Here is a 20,881-nt window from a genome sequence, read left to right on the forward strand (position 1 = left end):
CAGTTCGTCGATGATCGGCCGCAGCCAGGCTCGGGCCTTGCGTGCGTGCGCGCGGCGTTCGCGGGCGATCTCGGCCGCCTCGGCCACGCCAAGCCGCTCGGCGAGCCGCACGGCCATCGGCTGCCATGCGCCGTCGTGCTCGGCGAGCCGCCGACCGGCATCCTCCCGCACCTGCCGGCAGGCGTCGTCCAGGCGGGACGCGGCGCGCTCGGCACGGTCCGCCAGTTCTCGAGGATGGGTGATGTCCCGGCACACGACCCAGTGCTGCCAGACCGAGGTGAGGGCCGACGTCTCGCCCCGCAGCCACACAGGTACCGGTTGAACGAGATCGTGGACGGCCCGCACTGAGGTCGTCACGGCCTGCCGTGCGGCCTCGGCGTCGACGGCCTCCGTTTGCAGCCGCTCCACTTCGGCCCGCGCCTGCTCGGCCCACGTCCGGTCGAGCCGGTTCTCCGCACCGCAGACCGGCCAGTCCGCACTCTGGGAGAGGCGCCGGTGCTCCAGCGCCGCCGCCAGCAGCCGGGCCAGACGACGGGCGTCCTCGGCGCTGCCCTGCCGCGCATCCTCGGCGCCGGCACCGGCCTTCCTCAGCCGGGCGACGGCTCCGTCGACCTCACCCAAGTCGGGCCCGGCCAGGCCTGCGTACTGCCGCAGCCGGGCCAGCTCGCTCTCGGCCGCCGGGGTACGACTCTCCAACAGCGCCCGTACTCGGCCGACGTCGCGCTTGGTCCCGGACAGCGCCGTCGCGGCCTCGCGGGCCCTGGGGTCGTCGAGCGCGCCCAACTCCAACAACAGCTTCGCGGTAAGCGCGTCCCCCTCCTTGACGGCCCGGTCGCACCACGACATCCTTGACCTGCCTGTCGAACTCGGCGAGCAGCTCGAAGAAGGCATCGTGCAGCCCGCCGAGCGTGCCGTTGATCATCGACCCAAGTTCGCTGTACGGCAGGAATGGACGGGCCAGTTCCAGCGCCTCGGCGTCGACGACCTCCCCCAGCTTCCGCTCCGATCCGTCCTCCGCCTGGACTCGCGTCCGGGTGTCGTCGACCTTGGTCCCGTACCAGGTCCGCCGCACCCTGACGTGTTCCCCGCGCTCACCGACGGACAGCTCGACGCAGACCTCGGGCGTGACGTCGGGGCTGTGCAGATTGCGCCAGCCACCCTGCCAGTCGCGGGCCCGCCGCCCCTCCCACCGGGAGTTGACCCCCGTCAGCGCGGTCTCCGCGGCCTCCGCGAAGCTCGACTTGCCGGCGCCGTTGGGACCCGCGACGACGATCAGGCCGGGACCCGGCGGCAGTTCGAGCGTGGTCCGCGGCCCGACACCGCGCCAGCCGGCCGCGGTGATGGACCGCAGATGGACGGGGCCCGCCCGCCCTTCACTGCTCCGGGCGCGCTCGCCGGGGAGTAATTCAAACTTGTTAGCGCCGTCAATAGATTTCTGAATTTTCAAAGGTTCGAATTTGTGTACGGTGTGGTGCTGGCGCTCCTGGCCGGACACCACAGCGTGTTGGCCTGCGAGACGTCGGCGATCAGATGCGCGGGGCCCGCTGGTTTACCGCGCAGCCGCAGCCGTCGTGGGCTCACACCAGCGTGGTACGGACCCACTCGGTTGCCTGCTGAGGATGTGTATGGGTGTCGATACCGAGGACGTGTATGACACCCAAAGCGCCCTGAGGGCCGTCGACCTCAAGGGTGCGTCGGCCGTGTCCATAGGACCGAGGGTGGACGATTACCGCTTTCGGTGCGTCGGAGGGCGCATACCCGGCGCTGTAGGTGAGGAGCTGGTGGATGTCGGCGGCGCTGACGCCGTAGCGGTCGTAGCGCTTGTACTTGGCGTCGATCGGCAGTAGCACGCGACGGGACGCGTCGGGACCGGGCAGGCTGAGTAAGAGGTCCGGGCGGAACGTGGAAGCACTGCCGAGATCTCCGCGTACGGTGATGCCGGCCCCGCCGTTGCTGGGCACGCGGTGGCCGCCGTGCGGGGCTGCAGCTTCGGTGGTCATCCGTCGGACCACGGCTTCCCAAAGCGCGGGCATGGCTAGCAGAAGGCCGCCTGCGGCGCTGCCCTGGTCGGTGAGCAGGTCGGTCACGCCTCCGCCGCGCAGGAGCAGGCGCGCCCAGGTGTGCGCGGGGCGGTAATGGGCGTTGAGGCGCGTGTACTGAACTCGGTCGAGCGCGCGTAGGGCGGCGAACGGGGTAGCGGCATGGGGGAACGCGCCCATGATGGCGTGCAGGTCGCGTGCCAGTTCGGAGTGGGTGGTCAGGGCGAACGCGGCCTTGAGTGCGGTTCCCAGGACACGGTTGTCCCAGACGTCCGTCTCCCGGTCGAAGGTCCTCACGTGCAGCTGGTCCAGTTGCCCATAGCGGCGCGTGGCCTGAGCGGCGCCGTCCAGACGTCCCCGCAAGACCGGCTCGAGGCTCTGGCGACGGACGTAGTCACGGCGCAGCCCTTCTCGCAGAAGCTTCTGGCACTCGTCGAGCAGGGCGGCTGCGACGAGGTCGGCGTAGCCGTCCGGAGCTGTCGTCCACCGCCGGACCGTCGTCGGGATGGGCGCGCCGAGAGCGTAGGCGAGCCAGGCCATGAGCTGCTTGCCCGGGATGGCGAACTTCGGCTCGACCACCAGCCGGACACGGTCCAGGAGCACTACCCCGATGGTGGCGTCGGCCTTGAGCCGCCACCCGGCGCGGTCCGGGTGCAGGGAGAAGCAGCCTCGTGCCCGGAGGGCGTGTAAGCGGTCGACATCTCGGGAGGTGAGCTGCTCGCTGCCCAGCTCAACGGACTCGTACTCGCCGAGCCGGACTTCGGTCCGGTCAGGCATCGGGGCCCTGAGTACCGCTGGTGAACTCGGTGGCCAGGGCGTCGGCGAGATCCTGCGGGGACATGAGCAAGGGCCGTCCGGTGTCCGCGTCGACCAGGCCGCCGAGGATGCTGTGCAACAGGTCGGCCCGGCCGAGGCAGTAGTCCTCCAGGAGCGGGATCACCTCGTGGTGGAAGGCGGCCGCAAGATCCTCCTCGGTGGCGATCGGCTCGCCGTCGCGCAGCAGGTAGGCGTGTCCGATCTGGTGGTCGGCGTCCAGGTGGCGGGTGATACGGGTGTTGAGGGACTCGAAGAACGCCGCCAGGTCGAGCGGGCCGACCGTTCCCGAGACGGCGTCCGGGTCCGGGCCGACGCTCAGGAAGGCGAAGCGGCGGCGCACCGCGGCGTCGAGGTGGCTGATACTCCGGTCGGCGGTGTTCATCGTGCCGTTGATCCGGACATTGGGCGGCACGGAGAAGCTGCGCTTGCTGACTGGCAAGTCAACGGGGAGGTTGCGTTTATCGAGCTCGAGGAGTGTGATCAGCTCACCGAAGATCCGCGGCAGATCACCGCGGTTGATCTCGTCGATGATCAGCAGGAACGTCAGGTCCGGATGTGTTGAGGCCCGGCTGCACAGTTTGTGGAACAGGCCGTCCGCAAGGGTAAGAGTGAGCCCGGGGCCCTGGGCGGTCAGGTCCGGTTTGAAGCCCTCGACGAAGTCCTCGTACCCGTATGAGGGGTGGAAGGTGACCAGCCTGACACCGTCACCGCGCAGTACTTCGGCCTGAGCCTCGGCACGACGCCCCGGTTCTGAGTCATCGAGCACGTCCCCACGGCCGGCCAGGGCCAGGGCGGCACCGAGGGCGAGCCGAGTCTTGCCGGTACCGGGGGGCCCGTGCAGGATCACCTGTCCCTTGCGTTCGAGCGCGTCCAGTACGGCCTGCACGTCTTCGGGTAGGGCGACCGATGTGCCTGACTGCGTCGGGGCGGCGCCCACGGTGAGGCTGCTCCCCTGCGCGGCCAACCTGGCGAAGAGTGCCGGGTCGACCTTGGCGAAGGTGGACCGCCAGCCGTGCTGGGGCTTGGACAGCTTTTGGGCATGGGAGAGATCCCAGGTCACCGAGACGACGTGCTGGTACTCCGGACGATCGGGGAGGAACTGGTAGCTTCTGGTGACGGTGCCGGTGGCCAGGACCTCGTCCATCCCGCGGTTGGCCACGATCCGGTCGCCGGTCTCCAGGTCGCGGAAGGCCAGTAGCCTTCGTGCGGTGGTCAGGCTGCCGCCGCTACTGCCGGGATAGTGCCTGTCGAAGGTGTCCTTGAGCTCTGTGTCGCTCTGGTATTGGCCGAGGTCACCCAGGTCGTCCCAGCCCACGCAGATGAACCCTCCGTCGCGGCACTCGTCCCAGTGGCGACCGCGCTCGCCAGGAGCGATCTTCCAGATGGTGCGCTGCCGGGGGCGCGGATCGAACTCCTGATAGAGGAAGTGCATCACCTCGTAGCTGCTCCAGCCCGCGAACTCCGGTCGGGACCGAATGAGCTCGAGAAGCCTTCGGTTGCTGCGCCAGGCCGGGGAGTCGGCCTCCACCGTGCCGCCCAGCAGGGTGAGGAACCTTCGCAGGTGCTCGGCTGAGTAGATGGGCAGGAAGTGCTCGGGAAAGTAGATAGCCAGCGACTTGGTCACCAGGGCAGGACCAAACCGCAGCACAGGGAGGTCGTCCACCGCTTCGAAATCCGCGTCGGTCACTGCCTTGAACGCGCTGACGAACTGTCCGCGGAGCTGTTCCCATGCGTCTTGCGGGTCTGCCTTGCGCAGGGGAGCAGCCAGGCGCCACTCGCCTGAGTTGTGACGGTACATGATGTGCTTCGCGGCGCTGCCACCCTTGATGCTGCCCAGGTTCGGGGTGAGGAACTCCAACAGCCTGCAGTACGTCGGTTCCGATCCGGCGGGCGCGGACTGACCGAGTGCATAGCGCTCCAGCGGCAGCGTCTTCCAACCCTCCAACGGAAATTGGGACAGCACCCGCTCGCGCTCTTCCCTGGCGGTCGACTCCACCTCCGAGACGGTCGTCCGAACGAACTGCCCGGCCGCCGTGCGCACGTCCACCCCGCCTGTCATGTCGGTCATGATGCCGGATGAGGCCTGCTTGCTGCCTGATGGTTGGTCATTTGCCCACGGGCGGTTCCTTTGGCTGGCACGATGAGGCGACAAGAAGGGGCTCTCTACCCACACGGCACGGGTCCCGAGGCGATGGGGGAAACGTGGAGGACTGGATCTACATCCTCAACCCGACCAAGGACACACTGGACGGGGAGCCTTCCACAAAGGAGACCATCCGCCGTCTCGCGCACGATGATCCTGAGCTCGACCTCTGGCTCAGCCGGCGCAACCGCATGGTCCGGGGTGACCGCATCTGGTTCTTCTTCAGCAACCCGGAGTCGGCGGTCGCGGCGGTGGCCGAGGTGGATGGTGAGCCATACGAGGATCCCGACGAACCCGACTTCTCCTACCGGGTCGACGCGACGTTGCTGCCGAAGGCAACGGACGCGCTGTGCCGCAACCCCGTCGGCCGCGACGAGCTCGGACTCGGCCAGGTGCGCTCCGTGCAGAAGGTGAAGCCGCAGGCGCTGCCTGTGTTGTTGGCGCGAGCTGGTCTGTAGGGAGGCACGGCACCGAGCGGCTTCGCCCGGCTATCGTGATCGATATGCCGTCCACGCACCTGCTGATCATCGGAGACCGGGCCGCCCTGAGTTGGGTGGTGACCGAGCAGCGGATGGCGTTCCCGGCGGGTCGGGCCAAGGCGGCCCGAGCGCTGGAAGAGGGCGATGAGATCTTCCTCTACACCACATGAGGATGCTTCCGGAACCCGACCCGTGACCTCGGACGGGTCATCGGCCGGGCCGTGGTCGCCAGCGCCGTGCGGGTCCTTGACGAGCCGGTCCTCTTCGGTGACCGCTCCTTCCCGGAAGGCTGCCGACTGGAGTTCTCCGGCCTGGCCCCGCTCCGCGAGGGACTGGTTCTGCGCGATCTGGTGCCGCGGCTGTCGATCTTTCCCGACCCGGCCACCTGGAGTGTCCGCATGCGGCGGGCGTCACTGACCCTGCCGCCGGGCGACGCCGATCTGGTGCGGACGGAGCTTGAGTCGCTGCTGCGCCCCTACCGCGACGTCGCCGGCGACTACCGCTGGGAGCCGGCATCGGCCTGAACCCCGTCCCATCGGCCGCGGTGCCGGCGCACTGTCCGCCGCTCCACGCCGGAGGTGGAAGCCGCTCACGAGGATCGAGCCCTGAGTTTCGCCCATACCGTCTTGCCGCCGGGCGGATACGGCTGCGCGCCCCAGCGGTCCGCCAGGGCTGCGACCAGGATCAGACCGCGGCCTGATTCCGCGTCCGGGGACGTGGTGAAGTCCGTGCGGGCGGAGGGGAGCTGGTCCCCACGCGCGTCAGTCACCTCGATCCGCAGCAGGCCGGCCACCAGGTCGAGGCGGAGCGCCAGGTCGAGGCGGAGCGCCAGGAGGAAGTCGCGGCCCCGGACCCAGCCGTGCAGCGCCGCGTTGGCGCTGAGCTCCGCCACGATCTGCTCGGCGCGCTCGACCGCGGACGGTGACATCTGCCAGGCCCGCAACTCCGCCGCAGCGAGCAACCGGGCGAGCCGTGCGCCGCGACGGGTGGAGGACAGTTGCTGTGCGAATGTCCTGGCGACGGTGGATGTGTGGGGCGTGGTCACGTTCATGAAGGCCACCGTGAGGGGCGCGTGGGGGCGCACGCCAGGAGGTAGGCCCGTACGCTGCGTGAGCGTACGGAGGCGCGCCTACTCCGGCGGCGTGGGCGTGTCGGGGGTGCGGTACATCGCCTGTACGTCCAGCTCGAGTTGGACGGTCGGTCCGACGACCGCGATGCCGCGGGCCAGCATCGAGCGGTAGTTCAGGGTGAAGTCCTCGCGGTGCAGCTCCGCCTTCGCCAGCGCCGCGCAGCGAAGTTCCTGCTCGTAACCGCCGTTCACCGTCCCCAGGTATGTCGTGTCCAGGCCGACGGAACGGCTGGTGCCGTGCATGGTGAGCGAGCCGTGCAGCGTCCACTTGGAGCCGCCGCGGTAGACGAACCGGGTGCTGACGAAGTCGATGTACGGATAGCGCGAGACGTCGAGGAAGTCGGCGGAACGCAGGTGGTTGTCACGGGTCTTGTTGCCCGTGGTGATGCTGGAGGCGTCGATGCGCACCGAGACCTGGAAATCGGCCATGTTCTGCGCGACGCGGATGCCGCCGTCGAAGCGGGTGAAGCGACCGTGGACATGGGCCATGCCCACGTGCTTGGCGATGAACCGGATCGCGGTGTGCGGCGGGTCGAACAACCAGGTACCGGGCGGCGGGAGTTCCAGCTGACGGGCGGGCTCCAGCGTGACGCGCGCCGGGGCAGGGGCCACGCCGGCGGCTATCTCGACGGTCTTGCGGGCGGGCGACAGGCCCTCGGCCGCGGTCCGCACACTGTAGCAGCCCGGTGGCAGCGCCGCCATGAAGAAGCCGTACGGATCGGTGGTGCCGTGGGTCACGACGCGGTGGCTGTCCAGCGCGGTCACCGTGACCTCGGCTCCGCCCATGGGCTGCCCCATGGGGTCGACGACCTCGCAGCCGAACGCGCCCGCGCCGGGCGGCAGGGGAATGGAAAGGCCCGGCGCGGCACCGGAGGCGCTGTGGGAACGCCGACGGCGGAGCAGTCCGAGGGCCATGGTGTTCACCTTTCTGCACACGTGTGGCTGTCGCGCGGACCGCGCAGCCGGTTGTGATCGCGATTGCCAAGAGCATCCGGAGTCAGGATGCAGGCATGGGGGAACCAGATCATTAACGATCTTAAAGCAGCTTGTGAGGAGGTAGTGTTTTCCGTGATCAGAGCTGATGTGACGGTGAATTGAATGGCGAGGCCATCGCAAATCTGCACATCCACGGGGCAAATGGTGACACCTCGACCTCACTGCTTTGCGCATCGCTGTGGCGAAGAACACCCGCCGCGCGACGGCGTTCACGCGCAGCACGCGGAATCGCCACCGACCCGACACGTCCGGCGCCGGTTCGGCGCGGCGCGGAGCGGGAAAACGCCCCCATCACCGCACGAATGCGCAAGCATTGACGCTGCACTTGGACGACCGCCTGGCTCCACCCGGTCGGCGGAGCCAGGAGGCGCGGTCAACCCCGCGGCAGCCACTACGCCGCAGGCCGCCCCCCAGCGACAAGCCCTTCGGCCGCTGGGGCGAGGTCTCCGGCGACGACACCGCCCCCGCGTTGATCGACCACGTCGTCCGAGCGCAGCCCGGTTCGTGTGAGGCCCTGGCCCAAGGTATGCGGCCTTTTGGGCGGCGCCGTAGGGTGCGGTGCATGTCGCCGGTATCACGTCCACGCAAGTCGAAGAAGGCCAAGAACTCGAAGAGGGGTAGTGCGGGCTGGGCCGCTGTGTCCCGCGGCGCGGAGCAGACTCTGTTCGGCGGCGCACTCCTGCCTGAGCAACGGTCGGCTCTGGCCGCAGTGGCTCAGGGCCTCGGTCATGACCAGCAGGAGGCCGACTGGTACGCCGAGTCGAGCGCTCGCGTGCTTGACGAGGCGGGTGTGCTGCTCGGGGCCGTCGGGCCACGTGAGTTGGAGGACGCGACGGCTGCGTTGCTGGGGGCCCAACTCTTTGAGCGGGTGCACGGCGATGGCGGCGGTCTGTGGTTCGGTGCCTGGTTCGAGCAGCTTGCGCAGGCAGCGGCCGAACAGGTCCGGGCCGGGCTGGAGGGGACCGGTGGCGCGTGGGAGGCGCCCTGGCGGCTGCTGCACGGTATGGCGTCGATCGGGACGCCCGACCTGTGCGCGGTGACGCTCCGTGCGATGAACCGGGTGCAGAAGCAGGTCCGCAGGACGACACAACCGCCCGAGTGGTTGCGGTTGTTGCCCAAGCCGACCGCCACAGGCGAGCTTCAGCTGCTGCGGGATCCTCATCTGCCGCGGATGGGGGTGCTGGCTGAGTTCGCCTATCCCGGTGGGGCCGACCGCCATGTCTATCTGTGGGACGTTGATGCCTGCGAGGGCTCGTGCCTGGCCGGTGGCGGCTCCCACGAAGACTTCGCGCAGGCGGCTGCGGCCTGGCGGTCGGCCGTCGGCGAGACGGCCGGACACTGCGCGCCGTACGTACCCGATCAGGCGGATCTGCAATGCCTCGTCCAGTTGGATCTCGGCGAGGAGATGCTGCGGGGCACGGAGAACCGCGAGCGGCTGGACGAGTGGTATCGCGCCAACCGCCGCCTGTACGAACTGGACCGCGCACTGCGCAAGCGCGGTCAGGCGCTGCCGCTCCGCCGGTCGCTGTACGTGGACGTCGAGACGCGGTGGGCCGAGGAGGCCTTCGCTGAGTGGTACGCCGAGCGGAACGACGGCCGGCGCCCCGACGCGGAGGGGGCGGCGGCCCTCGCCGAGGAATGGCTGGAGGGCGCTCTGCCGGGTACTGAACTGCAGCCGTCCCCGCACCGGGTGCAGTCCCAGTACGCCTTGATCCACGACTGGAGGCCTGACCACCCCGTCACCGCGTCGGCACATGCCCTCTTCCCGGACTGGGTCCGCTTCCTGGCCGAGCGCGGTGGCTACCCGGAGGCCCTCGCCGAGCGGGCCGCCACGACCGCGACGACGGGCGAACGTACCCCGGCGGACTGCCCGATCGATGACTTCAGCGGCTTGGGCGAAGCACCGGGCGGGGCGCGCTCGGCGGAGTGACGGGGCGGCAGCCCTGCCGCCGACCGGCCAGGACGGGCGGACCTGCCGCTCGGGCGACGGAGACTGGCCGCCGTCGCTCACCGCGCGCCGGCCTTGGGAGGATGTTCCGCCGCGTGGGCGGGGCCGAGGGTGGTCCGGAAGGCGTCAGAGGTCGTCGGGGAGCAGCCGGAACGCGGGCTGGCCGGTGAGTGGCTTGCATCATGCGGAAGCGGTGGTCCGTAGTGAACAGGTCCACCGTCCGGAAGGCCGCGGCCAGGGCCACGTTCATCGCGTCCACGAGCCCCACCCAGCTCTGCCGTCCGCGTCTGCGTCCCGCGTACCGGCATGGACTGGAAGACCCAGGTCCGCACGATCAAGGGGAGTGGGCGGCGGTACGCGGAGAGCATCGCCGAGCACGCGCGGGGGAGGGAGCGCAGGGCTGCCTGATCCACCGGCCGGCCAGGGCGTTTCTCCCCGTCCGCTCGCAACCATGTGCGAATACGTGTCGGAACGGGGACGCCCGCTGACCGGCACGCCGGGCCGGCCGGATCCTGGTGGGCCCAGGACTCGGCCGGCGCCGTGAGTCCTCGCTCTCATGTGCTCGTGAGCAGGGACTCCAAGGCCTTCGCCGTGGCTGGATGCCGGCTCGTCAGTGCGGCGCCCGAAGGCGAAGTACCGGACTCCGCCCACGCACCGTCGCAGCCCAGCAAGTCCGCCACCGCGTCGCACGTCGCCGGATGCGCGGTCAGCAACCCGACACCCGACGGGGGCGGGACGTCGGCCGGTGTCCATCCCTGCGTGCAGCCCAGCAGCTCCGCCACCGCGTCGCAGGTCGCCGGATGCGCCGGGAGCAGTGCGGCGCCCTGGCGGTCGTGCCCTCCGGACCGCGTCCGGCGGGTGGCGGGCGGGGCCGGAGGCGTCCGCCACGGTGGTATCCAGGCGTCCAAGGCCGCCAGCCGCCCGGGGAAGATCCGCCCGGCCTCGCGGATCAGCAACGGGGCCAGCTCCGCGGCACCGGATCGCAAGGTGGTGATGAGCAGCGGCAGCCACGGCAGCAGCACCGCGTCGGGGAGCCGCCCGAACGCGTTCGACACCGCCTCCACGACCACGTCCGCCAGCCCCGGCACCGGCTCCAGCGCGTGGACGAAGCCGCTGAGGTAACGGGGATAGGCGGGCACCACCAGCGGATTGTCCAGCAGCGCGTCGCACCGGCCCCGCAGCTCGGCCCGGGACAGCGTGCCGAGTTGCACCTGCGCCGCCCACAACAGGGCTGTCTTCGACGGCTCCTCGGGGTGCGACTGGGCGACCGCCAGCTCCAACTGGGCCCGGTCGCAGCCCAGTGACAGGGCGAGGTTCTCCATGCTGAACAGGAAGCCGAGCATCGCCGCGACCTGCCCGACCGTCGCCTCCTCGTCCCGGAACGCCACCGGCAGCAGCGTGCAGTAGTGGGCGTAGCCGGTCTTGACGAACGACTCGATCCACTGCGGCAGCACCGGTTCGCTGGTGCGGTAGTACGCCAGCAGCCCGCGCACCCGGCGCAGCACTTCCGGCGCTCCGTCGACGCTGCGCTCGGTGGCGAGCACCTTCAGCGCGTGCGTGCCGAGTTCGTCGGCGAGGCGGCGGCTGCGCAGGTACAGGGTCGCGTCCTCGACCGCGGCCAGCACGGTCGCGGTCGTGGCCTGCGGGGCGTAGGCGTCGCGCCGCAGCCGCTGTTCCAGGACCTGCTCGATGCTGACGCCCTCGTAACCGAGTTCGATGAGGGCCCGTTGGTGGGTGCCGAGCGCCAGGTCCCAGGACTCCTGGATCGAACGCTCACCGAGCCGCCGCTCGCCCATGATCGGCCGTGCGGCGCCGTGCGGCATCAGGCGCCGCAGCATCCACAGGGCGTCGGAGCAGGCCTGGAGTTCGGGCCGCGAGGCCAAGTCCAGCAACGCCCGTTGCACGCCGCGCTGCTGGAGCTTCAGTCCGAGCGGGGCCAGGCGGTCGTGCACATCGCGGGCGAGCGGCGGCAGCGCGTCGTAGCCGACCTGGCCGATCCGGTCGCCGCCCATCATGATCTCGACGAGGCGCCGCACGTCCCGCCGCCCCGGCACGGCGTCCTTCTCGATGCAGGTGACCGCCGCGTCCTGGAAGTCGTATGGCGTGGGCTTGGCGCGGTCCCGCATCCCGGCGAGCAGGACCGACGTCTCGAACACCGCGATGGCGTCGGCGGTGGAGGCGAGGTAGCCGTTGCGCCGGGCAGCGCGCACGATGTCCACCGACCAGCCGAGCAGCTCGGCCTCGTCCAGGCCGTCGAGCACGGGCGGCCTGCGCAGGAAGCCGGACAGCCGGTCCGCGGCGGCCGACTCCGGCGCCGGGGCGACCACCGGAGCCGCGGTCCTCTTCCCGGGGGCCTTCTTCGTCGGGGCCTTCTTCGTGCCCGCCTGTCCCGCCAGCCGGTACGGCCGCACCCGCGTGCGCTTCAGGCTCTTCGCCCACTCCGTCGAGGCGATCGACACCGAGCCGGCGGCAAGGCCGAACTGCGCCTCGATCGCCGCGTGGCTGGACGGGATCAGCCCGTACTGCCAGGTGGTGGCGGTGCGCGGGGAGATCGTGAACGTGCCGGTGCCGCCGTGCACGCCGAACTCCTCGACACGGCTGACCGCGTGGAACGCCCCGCACACGTACAGGCAGTCCGCCGGATCGGTCCCGGTGGCCGCCAGGTGCTCGCGCATCCGGGTCCACATGTACCGTTCGCGGTCCTCGTCCACGCGGACCCGGGCGCCGTCGCCCGGAGCGAGGCGCCGGAACAGGCTGCCGATGAGGAGCATCACCTGGCGGTAGGTGTCGTGGTCGGCGCCGCTGTCACCGAGCGGCACCTCGACGTACTGGTGCCACCACTCCGACCAGTGCCGCACCCTGCCGTGGCGCAGCAGGTGCTCCTCCAGCTCGGCGAAGCGCGGCCGGAGGTCGCCGAGTTCGACGCCGACGGCCTCGCCGTGCAGCGCGGCCTCGGCCGGCGGATCGGCGTCCTCCGCCGCGGCCTCCCGCGCCTGTTCGCCGCCGGTGTCCCACTGGAAGACGTGGTCCGCGGACCGGTCCACGAGGACCAGCTCCACACCCGGGGTGTCCAGGGCGTACGCGATCGCCTGGTACTCGGCGGACGCCTCGGTGATCGGCGCGACGACCGACAGCGGAGCCCAGTCCAGGGGGAAGCCGTCCACGTCACCGGCGAACGCCTGCACCGCCACCGGCAACCGGCAGTTGCGCAGCTCGGTCAGCAGCGGTGCCATGTCCTCGCACAGCTCCAGGTAGACCACCTTGGGCTGCTTCTCGCGCAGCCGCCGGGCCATGGCGGTCGCCGAGGCGGGCGAGTGATGGCAGACGGGGAAGATCTCCAGCGGTTCGCGCACCGCCCGGTCGACGTCGTCGACCATGCCGAGGAGGATGCCCTCCAGGGCGTCGGGCCCGCCCGCGAACGTGGCGGCGGCCTCCTGCAGTTGCCCGCGCAGCGCGGCGAACGTGCCGCTCTCGTGGGGCCCGCTCATGACAGCGTGGCGATCGCGTCGCGGCCGCCCTCCAGGAACTCGGGCCAGGAGCCGCCCTCCTCCTTGCTGCGCGGCTCGACGACACCGTGCAGGTACTTGTTGAGGATGGCCAGGTCCTCGGGCTCGCGGCGGGTGAGGGAGCCGACGAGCGAGGAGGCGAGCGTGCGGGCGGTCAGGGCGCGCTCGCCGAAGAAGTTGCTGTGCAGGACGGCGTCCTCCAGCACGCCGATCTGCTCGGCGGTCGACAGCGCCGACTCCAGCTTCTCGTCGTCGCTGCCGGCCGCGGCGGCGGACGCGCGCAGGTCGGCGAAGCTCTGCAGGAGCACGTCGAGCAGGGTCGGTGGCACGTCGAGGTCGATCGAGTGCCGGCGCAGCAGTTCCTCGGTGCGGAAGCGGACGATCTCCGCCTCGCTCTTCTTGTTCGTCACGACGGGGATGCGGACGAAGTTGAAGCGGCGCTTGAGCGCGGAGGACAGGTCGTTGACGCCCCGGTCGCGGCTGTTGGCCGTGGCGATGATCGAGAAACCGGGCTTGGCGAAGACGATGTTGTCGCTGCCGCCGCTCTCCAGTTCGGGAACGGAGATGTACTTCTCGGAGAGGATCGAGATCAGCGCGTCCTGGACATCGCTCGTGGACCGGGTCAGTTCCTCGAAGCGGCCGATGGCACCGGCCTCCATCGCGGTCATGATCGGGGAGGGGATCATCGACTCCCGTGACTGGCCCTTGGCGATGACCATGGACACGTTCCACGAGTACTTGATGTGGTCCTCGGTGGTGCCCGCCGTGCCCTGCACCACCAGCGTGGAGTTACGGCTGATCGCGGCGGACAGCAGCTCCGCCAGCCAGCTCTTGCCGGTGCCGGGGTCGCCGATGAGCAGCAGACCGCGGTCCGAGGCGAGGGTGACGATGGACCGCTCGACGAAGCTGCGGTCGCCGAACCACTTCTGCGAGATCTCCCGGTCCAGGCCGTCGGAGCGTTCGGAGCCCAGGATGAACAGGCGGACCATCTTCGGGGACAGGCGCCATGAGAACGGCTTGGGACCGTCGTCGATCGACTCCAGCCAGTCGAGCTCCTCGGCGTACTTGATCTCGGCGGGGGCGCGCAGCAGGTCGGACATGAGGGAAGGGCCTTTCCGTGGGTGATCACAACGACGCGGACATACGGTCGGTGATCAGGTGAGGAACGTCTTGAGTTCGTGCACGAGCTTCTTGATGTGGCCGGAGATCACCGGTGTGCCGAGGTCCTTGAAACGCTCCCGGAACCACGGGTTGACGCTGCCGCGTCCGGAGCTGGTCACCGAGCCGACCGGGATGAACTTCGCGCCCGAGCGGTGAATGGCGGCCATGCTGTCGAACAGCTCCTGGTGGCGCCACTCGTAGAAGTCGGAGATCCACACCACGACGGTGTTGCGCGGCTCGGCGATCTTCGGCTGTGCGAGCCGCATGGCGACGGTGCCGTCGGTGCCGCCGCCCAGCTTGGTGCGCAACAGCGTCTCGAACGGATCGTGCGCCCAGGGAGTGAGGTCCAGAGCCTGGGTGTCGTAGGCGATCAGGTGGACGTCCACCTTCGGCAGCCCGGCGAAAATGGAGGCCAGGATGGTGCAGTTGACCATCGAGTCGACCATGGAACCCGACTGGTCCACGACCACGACGAGCCGTTGGGGCGTCGTCTTGCGGCTGGTGTGCCGGTAGTAGAGGCGGTCGACGTAGAGCCGTTCCTCCTCCGGGCTCCAGTTGGTGAGGTTCTTCCAGATGGTGCGGTCGAGGTCGAGGTTGCGGAACACGCGCTTGGGCGGGACGGACCGGTCGAGTTCGCCGACCGTGGCCTTCTCCACCTGGGTGCGCAGCACCTCGGTGACCTCGTCGACGTAACGGCGGATCAACGCCTTGGCGTTGGCCAGGGCGACGCCGGAGAGGTTGTTCTTGTCGCGCAGCAACTGCTCGATCAGGGACATGCTCGGCGTCAGCCGCGAGGCCAGCTGCGGGTCGGCCAGCACCTCGCGCAGGTGCATGCGCTTGACGAGATCGCCCTCGATGGAGCCGAGCTCGGGGCCGATCGCGGGGATCAGCCGGCTGAGGTCGGGCGCGGGGCCGCCGATGCCGGTGCCGGTCGGGCTGACACCCCCTCCGGCCCCCATACGGTGGGTGCCGCCGCGTCCGCCGCGCAGTTCGCCGGGGCGGCAGCCCAGGGCCCGCTCCAGCCAGTCGGCGTCGGACTGCCAGCGGGCCAGTTGCTCCGCGGTGACGGTGCCGGGGCGGGAGGCGAACACGTTCAGCAGCACCTTCGACGCCAGCGCCGCCCGACGCACCTCGGCGGCGCGGTCGCGCTCGCCGTCCTCGTCCGGCGCCGGTGCCATCAGCCCGTCGAACTCGGCGGCGAGCTCAGGGTGCCGCTGCACGACGGAGTCGACCGACGCACCCGGATCGAGCAGCGCGGACGGCAGGCCGATGTCCTCGACCACGGCGAGACTCGCCGACTCCAGGGCGGCCTGCTCCTCCGGGTCGAAGAGACGGGCCAGCAGACGCCAGTAGAGGACTTGCCGCCGGTTGTCGTACGGATCGGGCTCAGGGGCGGCAGCCTGTCCGGAGAAGTCCTCGGTCATTTCCGCAGCAGCCTTCCGGCACGTTCGCGCAGCACGCCGACGGCGTCGGTGGCGGCCTTCTCGGCCCGCGCCCCGGCCTTGTCGGTCGTACCTCCGGCCCAGGCCCCCGCGTGCACGGCGACGGACTTCTTCCGCACGGTCCGTTCGACGGCGAGCGGCTGGAGGAGGAACTCCCCGGCGTCCCAGCGCAGCAGCCCGACACACGCGCCGGACGCGGCGACGACCTCGGGCGAGAGCGGACCGGCGGCCGGGACGCGATCGGTGTCGACGGCCAGGCGGTACCCGGCGACCTGGAAGACGACCCCGTGGTCGCCTTCCTCCACGCCGTACCCCTCCAGCAGGACGGGTACCGCGATCCGGGCCGGGTGCCGGTCGAGCGGCGACACGGCGAAGGCGGCGGCGGTGGGCAGGGCCACGCGGGCGGTGGCGAAGACCTCGGCGGGCTCGCCCATACGCGCACGGGCGTCGTCCCACATCAGGTCGCCCTCGGCGGTGACGGGCATCGCGTCGAGGTCCATCGCGCGGCCCTCGCTCACAGCCCCCAGCAGGGACATGTGCGGCCGCAGCAACTGCCACAGACCGGCGCCGACGACCGTGTCGGGCTTGGGCGCCGAGACCGAGGCCCGTACCAGCCGGGGCGTGCCACCGTCCGCGGGCTCGAACACCGCGTGCACCTGCGCCTGTACGGCGGTGGCGTGCTCCTGCACGTCGACGCCGAGCGGCAGCAGCCGGCCGGTCGCCTCGGCCACGGCGGACGCGCGCGCCGCGCCCGGCAGCGTCAGCAGCAGGGCGCGCGACCACAGGTCGGCCCAGCGGCGCACGGGGAAGCGCTCCAGTGTCGCCCCAGGGCAGGAGGCGGCGAGTTCGGCGGCGAAGCCGTCGAGCAGCGTGGCCAGGCGGCGCAGCGCCGGGTCGGGAAGCATCGCGGAGACGACGGGCGCGGCCCCGTCGACGAGTTCGTGGTCGATGCCCTGCCAGCCGGCCCGCGCCAGATCGCACAACCAACTACGCGCTGCGGCGTACAGATTCGCCGCGTGTTCGCTGTCGCCGGCCGCCGCGGTGTTGGTTTCCTCGACCCGCGGCCGGCCGGTGGCCTCCTCGACGCGGGCGGTCAGCGCGTCGTGCACGGAACCGAGCAGGGCGGTACGGGCCGCCGCGAGCGCGACGAAGTGGTCCTCGCCGGCGGCTCCGGCGAGCGCCTTGTCGGCGGCCTCGGCCACCCGCGCGGCCAGCGGCGTCCCGGCGACGGCGTCCGCGAGACCGGTCAGACCAGCGGCCTGGCCGGGCTGCGGGCGCAGCAGTCCGGCGACGAGGGCCTCGTCGAACCCGTCCACGGCCGTGAGTGCCTCGTCGAGGCCGTCGACGGCGTCGGAGAGCAGAGCGGCATGCATCAGGCCACCGCCCTCGTCGTGGGGAACCACTGCATCTCGGGCACGGGTGCGGTACTCGGCGCGAGTTCGAGATAGGCCAGGTTCCGCAGGAACCGGCTGAACACCCGGGCTGCGGCCGAACTGCCCGCCGCCGAGGGGCGCGTGGCCGTCATGACGGCGGTGACGGCGTGCGCGTCCGGCTCCGCCGCGTCGACCTCGACCTTCAGGTACCGGGCCACGCGCTCGGCGCCGTACTGCAGGACGGCCTCGCCGATGAGGGCGCGTATGTGGTTGCAGAACATTCCGCGGGCCCCGCCGCAGGGGCGGTTGTTGTTGGTGCTGCACGCGAACGCGTACGTCCCCGCCTCGACCGAGGACACGTACACGCGCCCGATGTCCGACCCGCTGGAGACCACCCCCTGCAACCGCCCGTCGGCCAACTCGACGAACGGCACCTTCGCGAGCTTCCGCGGCCGCGCCGACGGCACCACCCGTGCCGTGCTCGACTTCTCCCAGACCGACAACGCACCATCTCCCATGCATGCGAAAGGGGGCGCTCACGCCACCTCGGCGGAACATGATCGAAGCTATCGGGGACCACTGACAACGCCTCCGGAAGACGGTCGGGGGTGCGGTGGAGCGGGGGCGTCGCTGTGGAGCCGACATCCTGTCGTGGACATCCGAGGGCCCCGACGACTGATGCCGTCGGGGCCCGTGGCCGCCGGCTTGCCGAGGCCGGCGTAACCGGCTCAACTCGCCGCCGCGGCCTCACTCGTTGCGCAACGCCTCCGCGACCGTCAGCCGTGCCGCGCCTCGTGCCGGGACGTACGCGCCCAGGACCGCGATCGCGACGCCCGACAGGGCCAGGAGGGCCAGGGTGCCGGCCCGCCAGACGTCCGTCATGAAGGCGGGCAGGACGATGTCCACGGCGTCCGCCATCCGCGGCACCACCAGGTCGTAGCCCACGATGCCCAGGGGGACACCGAGCAGGGAGCCGACCGCGCCGAGCAGCGCCATCGACGTCACCACCATCACAATCACCTGACGTGGCGTCATGCCGATCGACTTCAGCATGCCCAGGTCGCGGCGGCGGTCACGGGTGTTGAGAACGACCGTGTTGAGGACGCCGAGGGAGGCCACCACGGCGAGCATCGCGGTGAGCAGCGCCGCGGAGCCGACGATGGTCTGGGTGACGGTGTTCGGGCCCTGCGGCACCGGGTCGATGCCGCGGTCGACGGCCCTGGCGGCGCGCGCGTAGGCGGCCGGGTCGGCGCCGTCGCGCAACGCGATCAGGTACGCGATGGGCTTCTCGCCCGGGGACAGCGCCGTCAGCGTCGACCAGTCGGTGAAGACCAACTGACCGTTGGTGTCCATGGATTCGCCGACGACGACCGCCTTCTCCCGGCGGTCGCCCTTCTCCAGGACGAGACGGTCACCGACCCGCAGGCCGTGCCGGTGCAGAAAGGCCGAGGGGGCCACGACCTCGCCGGTACGACGCGTCCACCGGCCTCCGACGAGCACGGTGTCCGACTGCGGCCGGTCACCTCGACGTCCCTCGACCATCACCGCCCGCACCGAGCCGGCGATACGGGCCTCCGCGACCCCCCTCGCGGTGACACCGCTCGCACCGGGCAGCGAGCGCAGCAGCGACTGGAGCGCGAGGTCCCCGTGCTCCGGCTCGATCACCTTGCCGTGGTCGGCTCTGCTCGCGTACACCGAGACCTGGTAGGCGTCCCGCCCCGCGTTCCCCAACCGGATCATCGTCGTGCCCAGACCGGTCGCGAACGTCACGGTGGCCACACCGAGGACCACGGCGGCGAGCGTGAGGCCGCTGCGGCCGGGCCGGGCGAACGGCAGGCCCACTCCCAGGCTCACCGACCGGGGCAGCCCGCTGCCCGCCAGCCGGCGCTGGACGCCCAGCGCCCGCCCGGCGCGCGGGGCGCTGCCCGCGCTGATCGCCCGCGCCGCCGACAGCCGGTGTGCGCGCGCCGCCGGGACGAGCGCGGCGAGCACGCAGACGGCGGGCATGCCGAGCAGCGCGAGCACGTTCACCCAGGGCGCGATGCCGACGCTGCGGTGGAACACCCCCGCGTCCGGCCCCATGAACACGAACTCCAGGAGGGGACGCGCCAGCAGATTGCCGACGACGGTGCCGACCACGCAGCCCACGACCGCGGGGACGGAGATCATCGTGAGGTAGACGGCGACGACCTGCCCCGGCGTGAAACCGAGGGCCTTGAGGATGCCGATGTGCCGGAAGCCGGAGATCACCGCGCCGCTCACCACGTTGCCGACGATGAGCACCGCCACCACGATGCCCAGAACGCCGAACGCCATCAGGTACGGGGCGTAGGCCCGCGCCGAACTCCCCACCTGGCTCTTGAGCGTGAGATACGACTGGGAGGCGGTGAGCGCGTCCTCGGGCAGCTCCGCGGTCACCGCGGACAGGTCCGCGCGGAGCCGGCTCTCCGAGGACGCGTCCGTGAAGCGGAACAGCATCTGGGTGGCCGTCGGGTGCAGGGCCGGCATCTGGCCGGGCACGACCCAGGCGTCCGCGGTGCGGCTCATGTCGAAGCCGAACCCGACGATGGTGAGCGTCGGCCCCGAGGGCACCTTGATCCGCTCGCCGAGATCGCGCGTCGTCCAGTCCGACTGGCGGTTCACGACGATCTCCCCGGGCCGGGTGGCCCAGCGGCCCGCCCACAGGTCCACCCGGTCCACCGGGCCCCCGGGACCGGGACGGCCCACGACCGTGACCGCGCCGGGAAGGCCGTGGGCGCCGTCCCTCGGGAGGTCGAGCACGGCCTGCGCGAAGGGCCCGGCAGCCGCCTCGACCCCGGGCCGGCGCGCCGCCTGCGCCAACTGCGCGTCCGAGACCTTGGCGGGATCGAACGCGGCGACGACGTGCGGGCCGTGCTGCTTGGCGAACGCCTTGTCGAACGGGGCGGACGCCGAGTCGACCAGGCCGAGCGCGACCACGATCGCCCCGGTCGAGGTCAACGTGACCAGCCAGATGACGAACGTCTGGAGCCTGCGCCGCCGTACGGCCGCGCACGCGGCCCGCCACACCGCCCTCATGTGGACGGCTCCAGGGTGTGCTCGCCGGCCACCCGGCCGTCGGCGAGGAGGACCAGTCGGCTGGCGCAGCGCCGCGCGAGGTGCTCGTCGTGCGTGACCAGGATCAGCGTCTGGCCGATCTGGTTGAGGTCGAGCAGCAGGTCCATCACCTGCTCGCCGGAGCGGCTGTCCAGGGCGCCGGTCGGCTCGTCGGCCAGGAGCAGGGCGGGGCGGTTCATCAGCGCCCGGGCCACGGCGACGCGTTGCCGCTCACCGCCGCTGAGCACGGCGGGATAGGCGTTCCGGCGGTCGGCGATGCCGAGTTCCTCGAAGAGTTCCAGCGCGCGGCGGCGGGCCTGCCGGGCCGGGGTGCCGGTCAGTTGCGCGGCCAGGGCGACGTTGTCCAGGGCGGACAGGTCGTCGATGAGGTTGAAGAACTGGAAGACCATGCCGATCCGCCGTCGCCGGTACAGGGCCAGCCCCTTCTCGCTCAGCGCCCCCACGTTCTCCCCATGCACGTGGACGGTGCCGCCCGTCGGTCGGTCCAGGCCCGAAATCATGTTGAGCAGGGTGGACTTGCCGCATCCCGAGGGTCCCATCACCGCGACCGCCTCCCCGGCCCGGATCTCGAGCGACACCCCGTCCAGCGCCGTCGTCCCGCCGTACTCCTTGCGCACACCGTCGAGTTGTACGACGGCCTCTCCGCTGCTGTCCTCAGTGACCATGCACGGGACGCTAGGCGAAGACACGTGCGTGGACATCGCCCCCTGGATGGCACTCCGACCCGCACCTCATCCTCCGGATGCAGGCCCA

General features: G+C 71.0%; 16 protein-coding genes and 2 pseudogenes. 4 read left to right on the top strand and 14 right to left on the bottom strand.

What is annotated here, in order from left to right:
- The 4 genes and pseudogenes from ACFY3J_RS37475 to ACFY3J_RS37490 all read right to left on the bottom strand — a co-directional run.
- Positions 1-846 (bottom strand): annotated as a pseudogene (locus ACFY3J_RS37475) (chromosome segregation protein SMC); the annotation flags it as partial.
- Between the two features lie 244 nt (positions 847-1,090).
- Positions 1,091-1,498, bottom strand: a pseudogene (locus ACFY3J_RS37480) (AAA family ATPase); the annotation flags it as partial.
- A 79-nt stretch (positions 1,499-1,577) separates the two neighbouring features.
- A complete protein-coding gene (locus tag ACFY3J_RS37485) occupies positions 1,578-2,816 on the bottom strand; it encodes an McrC family protein (protein WP_390842766.1) in 1,239 nt (412 codons plus the stop codon).
- Entirely contained in the window at positions 2,809-5,028 is a 2,220-nt protein-coding gene (locus ACFY3J_RS37490; RefSeq protein WP_390842767.1) for an AAA family ATPase, read from the bottom strand. Before ACFY3J_RS37490 ends, ACFY3J_RS37485 begins: the two co-directional genes overlap by 8 nt.
- 29 nt (positions 5,029-5,057) lie before the next feature.
- Between ACFY3J_RS37490 and ACFY3J_RS37495 the strand changes: the two genes are divergently transcribed.
- From ACFY3J_RS37495 to ACFY3J_RS37505, 3 genes are read left to right on the top strand one after another with little or no spacing between them, the layout of a single operon-like run.
- A complete protein-coding gene (locus ACFY3J_RS37495) occupies positions 5,058-5,456 on the top strand; it encodes an EVE domain-containing protein (RefSeq protein ID WP_384185437.1) in 399 nt (132 codons plus the stop codon).
- 44 nt (positions 5,457-5,500) lie between these two features.
- The gene (locus ACFY3J_RS37500; protein ID WP_390842768.1) at positions 5,501-5,647 is read left to right on the top strand and encodes a hypothetical protein; all 147 of its coding nucleotides are present in this window, start codon (positions 5,501-5,503) and stop codon (positions 5,645-5,647) included.
- A 51-nt stretch (positions 5,648-5,698) separates the two neighbouring features.
- On the top strand, positions 5,699-6,001 hold the full coding sequence (locus tag ACFY3J_RS37505) for a hypothetical protein (RefSeq protein WP_390842769.1): 303 nt from the start codon (positions 5,699-5,701) through the stop codon (positions 5,999-6,001).
- 65 nt (positions 6,002-6,066) lie between these two features.
- Here the strand turns inward: ACFY3J_RS37505 and ACFY3J_RS37510 are convergent, their stop codons facing one another.
- From ACFY3J_RS37510 to ACFY3J_RS37520, 3 genes are all read right to left on the bottom strand, one after another.
- A complete protein-coding gene (locus ACFY3J_RS37510; RefSeq protein ID WP_390842770.1) occupies positions 6,067-6,528 on the bottom strand; it encodes an ATP-binding protein in 462 nt (153 codons plus the stop codon).
- A 78-nt stretch (positions 6,529-6,606) separates the two neighbouring features.
- Positions 6,607-7,521: a YceI family protein gene (locus ACFY3J_RS37515; RefSeq protein WP_390842771.1), complete on the bottom strand. Its 915-nt coding sequence runs from the start codon at positions 7,519-7,521 to the stop codon at positions 6,607-6,609.
- Between the two features lie 5 nt (positions 7,522-7,526).
- Positions 7,527-7,736 carry a hypothetical protein gene (locus ACFY3J_RS37520; protein ID WP_384185427.1) on the bottom strand — a complete coding sequence of 70 codons (210 nt, stop codon included), beginning with the start codon at positions 7,734-7,736 and terminating at the stop codon, positions 7,527-7,529.
- A 428-nt stretch (positions 7,737-8,164) separates the two neighbouring features.
- Here ACFY3J_RS37520 and ACFY3J_RS37525 point away from each other — a divergent pair, with 428 nt between their 5' ends.
- Entirely contained in the window at positions 8,165-9,532 is a 1,368-nt protein-coding gene (locus ACFY3J_RS37525) for a hypothetical protein (RefSeq protein ID WP_390842772.1), read from the top strand.
- A 572-nt stretch (positions 9,533-10,104) separates the two neighbouring features.
- Here the strand turns inward: ACFY3J_RS37525 and ACFY3J_RS37530 are convergent.
- The 7 genes from ACFY3J_RS37530 to ACFY3J_RS37560 all read right to left on the bottom strand — a co-directional run bounded on the left by ACFY3J_RS37530 (position 10,105) and on the right by ACFY3J_RS37560 (position 20,793).
- Complete coding sequence (locus ACFY3J_RS37530) at positions 10,105-13,038, bottom strand: hypothetical protein (protein WP_390842773.1); 2,934 nt, start codon at positions 13,036-13,038, stop codon at positions 10,105-10,107.
- Entirely contained in the window at positions 13,035-14,156 is a 1,122-nt protein-coding gene (locus ACFY3J_RS37535) for an AAA family ATPase (protein ID WP_384185419.1), read from the bottom strand. Before ACFY3J_RS37535 ends, ACFY3J_RS37530 begins: the two co-directional genes overlap by 4 nt.
- A gap of 54 nt (positions 14,157-14,210) precedes the next feature.
- Complete coding sequence (locus tag ACFY3J_RS37540; RefSeq protein ID WP_390842774.1) at positions 14,211-15,641, bottom strand: VWA domain-containing protein; 1,431 nt, start codon at positions 15,639-15,641, stop codon at positions 14,211-14,213.
- Positions 15,638-17,032, bottom strand: a complete 1,395-nt coding sequence (locus ACFY3J_RS37545) for a hypothetical protein (protein ID WP_390842775.1) — start codon at positions 17,030-17,032, stop codon at positions 15,638-15,640. The genes ACFY3J_RS37540 and ACFY3J_RS37545 overlap by 4 nt, the downstream gene beginning before the upstream one ends.
- Positions 17,032-17,550, bottom strand: coding sequence for a hypothetical protein (locus ACFY3J_RS37550; RefSeq protein WP_384185410.1), 519 nt, complete (start codon positions 17,548-17,550; stop codon positions 17,032-17,034). The genes ACFY3J_RS37545 and ACFY3J_RS37550 overlap by 1 nt, the downstream gene beginning before the upstream one ends.
- 229 nt (positions 17,551-17,779) lie before the next feature.
- Positions 17,780-20,089 (bottom strand): ABC transporter permease, encoded by a 2,310-nt coding sequence (locus ACFY3J_RS37555; RefSeq protein WP_390842776.1) that lies wholly within the window; start codon positions 20,087-20,089, stop codon positions 17,780-17,782.
- Positions 20,086-20,793 (bottom strand): ABC transporter ATP-binding protein, encoded by a 708-nt coding sequence (locus ACFY3J_RS37560; protein WP_384185405.1) that lies wholly within the window; start codon positions 20,791-20,793, stop codon positions 20,086-20,088. The genes ACFY3J_RS37555 and ACFY3J_RS37560 overlap by 4 nt, the downstream gene beginning before the upstream one ends.
- Positions 20,794-20,881: the final 88 nt, after the last annotated feature.

Source organism: Streptomyces sp. NPDC001231 (genome assembly GCF_042896885.1).
Taxonomy (GTDB): Bacteria; Actinomycetota; Actinomycetes; order Streptomycetales; family Streptomycetaceae; genus Streptomyces.